This is a genomic window from Streptomyces sp. NPDC003635, from assembly GCF_053587635.1.
The window spans coordinates 1-3,977 of the sequence record NZ_JBSFOK010000112.1; the positions used below are offsets into that span (position 1 = coordinate 1).

Sequence of the window (3,977 nt, forward strand, 5' to 3'; positions counted from 1 at the left end):
AACGGTGACGTCACGGCGAGGTCGTCGGTGGTGGCGAACCTGGGCGATGTCTACCTCCAGGTGGGGCGACTGGACAGGGCCGTCGAGTACACCCGAGCAGGACGGCGAGCGCGAGGGCGGGCACGGTGGCCCGCTCCACGGCCGTGACCAGGGCGTCGACGTAGGCCCGTTCGGTGGTCTGCGGGACGGTCAGGAAGACGCGGACCCCGGACGCGTAAGCGCCCCCGTCGGAGGAGGCGAAGGTGACCGACATGCCGACGACGAGGGCGGTGTGCTCGCCGCTGCGCACCCGCTGGAACACGGTGGCCAGGCTGGAGCCGACGGAGGAGCGCAGGTCGGGGGAGATCTCCTCGAACGTCTCGTCCGGGACGGAGGAGCCGCTGAGTCCGCCGTAGGTGACGAGCACCCGCCAGGTCCCGGAGGGATCGGCGCGGGCGATCTCCGTGGCGAACCGGACCAGTTCGTTCTCGCTCGGCGGGAAGGCGAACTCCTCGGCGAGCCGGCCGACCTGCGCGCGCAGTGTCTGGATCACGGTGTCCTGGCTCTGCTGGAGGACGCCGTTGCGCGCCTCGCGGAAGGTCAGGGTGCCGGTGGCGGCGGCGGTGAGCGCGGTGACCAGGGCGAAGGCCACCACCAACCGTATGCGCAGGCCGCGCAGTTGGGGGAGGCGAGGACGCCTCACCGGGCCGCGAAGCGGTAGCCGAAGCCCCGCACGGTCTGGATGTAGCGCGGCTCGCGCGGCGGTTCGCCCATCTTGGCGCGCAGCCGCTTCACGCAGGCGTCCACCAGTCGCGCGTCCCCGTGATAGCTGTGTTCCCAGACCGCCTCCAGCAACTGCTGCCGGCTGAACACCTGGCCGGGGGAGGCCGACAGGGTCAGCAGCAGCCGCAGTTCGGACGGGGCGAGCGCGATCGGCACCCCGGCCCGGGCGACCGAGAGCCCGGCCCGGTCGACGGCGAGCTCCCCGTATGTGTCGATCTTCGGTATCCCGGTGTCGGTGGCGGCCCCCGTCGCCCGCCGCAGCACGGCCCGGATCCGGGCCTGGAGCACCCGCGCCTGCACGGGCTTGACCACGTAGTCGTCGGCTCCCGCCTCCAGGCCGACGACGATGTCCTCGTCGTCGCCCCGGGCGGTGACCATGATGATCGGCAGGGTCTGGTCGAGGGAGCGCAGCGCGCGGCACACGTCCAGGCCGGGCATGCCGGGAAGCATCAGGTCCAGCACCACGGCGTCGGGCCGGAAGGACCGCACCCGGTCGAGACCGCTCTCCCCGGTCTCCACGGCCGCGACCTCGTGCCCCTGGTGGCGCAGGGCCAGGGCGACGGCCTCCCGCACGGCACGGTCGTCTTCGATCAGCAGAACGCGTGGCATGCGCTCAGTATCCGTAAGGGATCAGTCCGCTCGGGCTTCTGTTACGGGATGATCACATAAACCCCGAAGCGGTGGCGCGTTATCGTTTCGTTATCGCTTGGGCCCGGTGCGATCACACTGTGCTCACAGCCTGGCCGACATGACCACGCGTAGACGATCTTCATCCCGTGGCCGTCGTCGCCGGAGCGGCCCCTCGCACGGCACTCCGCACCCGCGGAAGGGGTCGCTGGTGGCAGGCCTGGCCGCGCTGGCGATCCTGGGCGCCGCCGGTTTCGCGGCCGTGGACGCGACCACCTCCGGCGCGGGAGAGCGGCGTACGGGGGCCGCCAAGTCCCCCCGGCCGGATCCCGGTTCCCGCCAGGAGCCCAGTTCCCGCACGACGGAGCCCTCCCCGTCGAAGGAGACCGCCGCCGAGCCCGACATCCCGGCGACCGGACCGGGGACCTTCACCGCCGCGGCGGGCTCCGGTCGGAAGGCCGGAAAAGGCACCGCCCTGCGGTACCGGGTCGAGATCGAGGACGGTCTCGACCTCGACCCCGCGGACGTGGCCCGGCAGGTGGAGCGCATCCTGGCCGACCCGCGCGGCTGGACCGCCGACGGCCACTCGACGTTCCAGCGGGTGTCGAGCGGTACGGCGGACTTCGTGGTCCGGGTCGCGACGCCCGGCACCGTGGACCGGGTCTGCGGACAGTACGGTCTGGACACCGGGGGCGAGTACAACTGCAACGTCACCCGGCACGTGATGGTGAACCTCGAACGCTGGTTGCTGGCAACGCCCGTCTACACCAAGGACGTCACCGCCTACCGGGCGCTCATCATCAACCACGAGGTCGGCCACTTCCTCGGCCACGGCCACGTGGGCTGCCCGGGCCCCGGGGAACCGGCCCCGGCCATGATGCAGCAGATCAAGGGCATGAACGGCTGCGTGCCCAACGTCTGGCCCTACGACGAGCGGGGCCGGTACGTGACCGGCCCCGCCGTCCCCTGAGCGTGGGTCAGCAGTACAGGTTGCCGCCCGGGGCGACCCCGAGGATCGACGTGAACCGCTGGTAGGCGTCCACCCGGCTCTGGACCTGCGCAGGGTTCTTGCCGTCGCACTCCAGGGAGCCGTTGATGCTGCGGATCGTCTGGCCGAAACCGGCGCCGTTGACCATGGCGTTGTGCGGCGTCATGGTGCCGGGTCCGGTCTGGGTGTTCCAGTACCACAGGCCGGTCTTCCAGGCGACGTCCGACTCGTTCTGCACCCGCCAGGGGTTGCCCAGGAGATCGATGCCCAGGGCGTCACCCGCGGCCTTGTAGTTGAAGTTCCAGGACAGCTGGATCGGGCCCCGCCCGTAGTAGGCGGCCTGACCGGCCGGGCAGCCGTAAGGGCGGCTCCAGTCACAGTAGTTGGGGTAGTTGGCCTGGTTCTGCTCGACGATGTGGACCAGGCCGCCGGTCTCGTGGTTGACGTTGGCGAGGAAGGCGGCGGCCTCCTGCTTCTTCACCGTGTCGCTGCCGGTGTTCGCGAAGCCGGGGTAGGCGCTCAGCGCGGCGGTCAGCCCGCTGTAGGTGTAGAAGGAGTTCCGGTTCGGGAACATCTGGTTGAACTGGGCCTCGGACACCACGAACCCGGACGGGTTGGTGCCGCCCCCGCTCGCGGGCGCGGTCCACTTCTGGTTGGCGCCGCCGGTGCAGCTCCAGATCTGCAGCCGGGTGCCGTTGGCGCTGTTGTTGTCGCGGACGTCCAGGCACTTGTTCGCGGCCGGGTTGACGATGTCCCGGGCCGATGTGACCACCCATTGCTGGTTGGCCCCGCCGGAGCAGTCCCACAGCTGGACGGCGGCCCCGTCCGCGGTGCTCCGGTCGACGACGTCCAGGCACTTGCCGAGCGCCCGCAGGGTGCCGTCCCCGGAGTTGGACCAGATCTGGGCGCCCGTGCCGTTGCAGTCATAGAGCTGTACGGCGGTGCCGTTGGCGCTGTTCGCGCCGGCCACGTCCACGCACTTGCCGGCGAGGCCGGTGATGGCGCCGGAGGCGGCCTGCGCGGGAGTCGCGGAGAAGAGGGCCGCGAGGAGGGCGGCGAGCACGGTGAGGACCGTGCCGCGGCCGGTGCGGTGGGGGGTTCTCATGACGGACGACACTCCTTGCGGGCTAGGTTGTGTCTTCAATTGATCTTGCGTGGTGGATCATGGTCGGGTGATACGTCGCCATGAACTGTCCGATGCAGAGTGGGAGTTCGTCCGGCCGCTGCTGCCCGCGTCCCTGCGGGGCCGGAAGCGGTTGGACGACCGAAGGGTCCTCAATGGGATCGTGTGGAAGTTCCGCACTGGCACAGCCTGGCGGGATGTGCCCGAGCGGTACGGGCCGTGGCAGACGCTGCACACCCGCTTCCGCCGGTGGGCCCTGGGCGGGACCTTTGAGCAGATGCTGCGGGCCGCGCAGGCCAGGGCAGACGCGGCCGGGGACATCGACTGGCTGGTGTCGGTCGACTCCACCGTGGTGCGGGCCCACCAGCACGCTGCCGGGGCCCGAAAAGGGGGCAGCGCAATCCGGGCCTCGGACGCTCGCGGGGCGGCCTGACCAGCAAGATTCACCTGGCCTGCGATGCCTTCGGGCGCCCGCTC

The 3,977-nt window shown here is 70.9% G+C and carries 4 protein-coding genes and 1 pseudogene; 2 read left to right on the plus strand and 3 right to left on the minus strand.

Annotated elements, in window-relative coordinates:
* Positions 1 to 10: 10 nt before the first annotated feature.
* Positions 11 to 682, minus strand: coding sequence for a hypothetical protein (locus tag ACWDRW_RS40155; RefSeq protein WP_451733501.1), 672 nt, complete (start codon positions 680 to 682; stop codon positions 11 to 13).
* On the minus strand, positions 679 to 1,371 hold the full coding sequence (locus tag ACWDRW_RS40160) for a response regulator (RefSeq protein ID WP_451733504.1): 693 nt from the start codon (positions 1,369 to 1,371) through the stop codon (positions 679 to 681). The genes ACWDRW_RS40155 and ACWDRW_RS40160 overlap by 4 nt, the downstream gene beginning before the upstream one ends.
* Positions 1,372 to 1,600: 229 nt before the next feature.
* On the opposite strand from ACWDRW_RS40160, the gene ACWDRW_RS40165 reads away from it, so the two are divergent.
* The gene (locus tag ACWDRW_RS40165) at positions 1,601 to 2,359 is read left to right on the plus strand and encodes a DUF3152 domain-containing protein (protein WP_451733506.1); all 759 of its coding nucleotides are present in this window, start codon (positions 1,601 to 1,603) and stop codon (positions 2,357 to 2,359) included.
* A 7-nt stretch (positions 2,360 to 2,366) separates the two neighbouring features.
* On the opposite strand, the gene ACWDRW_RS40170 is transcribed toward ACWDRW_RS40165, so the two are convergent.
* Entirely contained in the window at positions 2,367 to 3,482 is a 1,116-nt protein-coding gene (locus ACWDRW_RS40170; RefSeq protein WP_451733509.1) for a glycoside hydrolase family 19 protein, read from the minus strand.
* A 49-nt stretch (positions 3,483 to 3,531) separates the two neighbouring features.
* On the opposite strand from ACWDRW_RS40170, the pseudogene ACWDRW_RS40175 reads away from it, so the two are divergent.
* Positions 3,532 to 3,977, plus strand: a pseudogene (locus ACWDRW_RS40175) (IS5 family transposase); the annotation flags it as partial.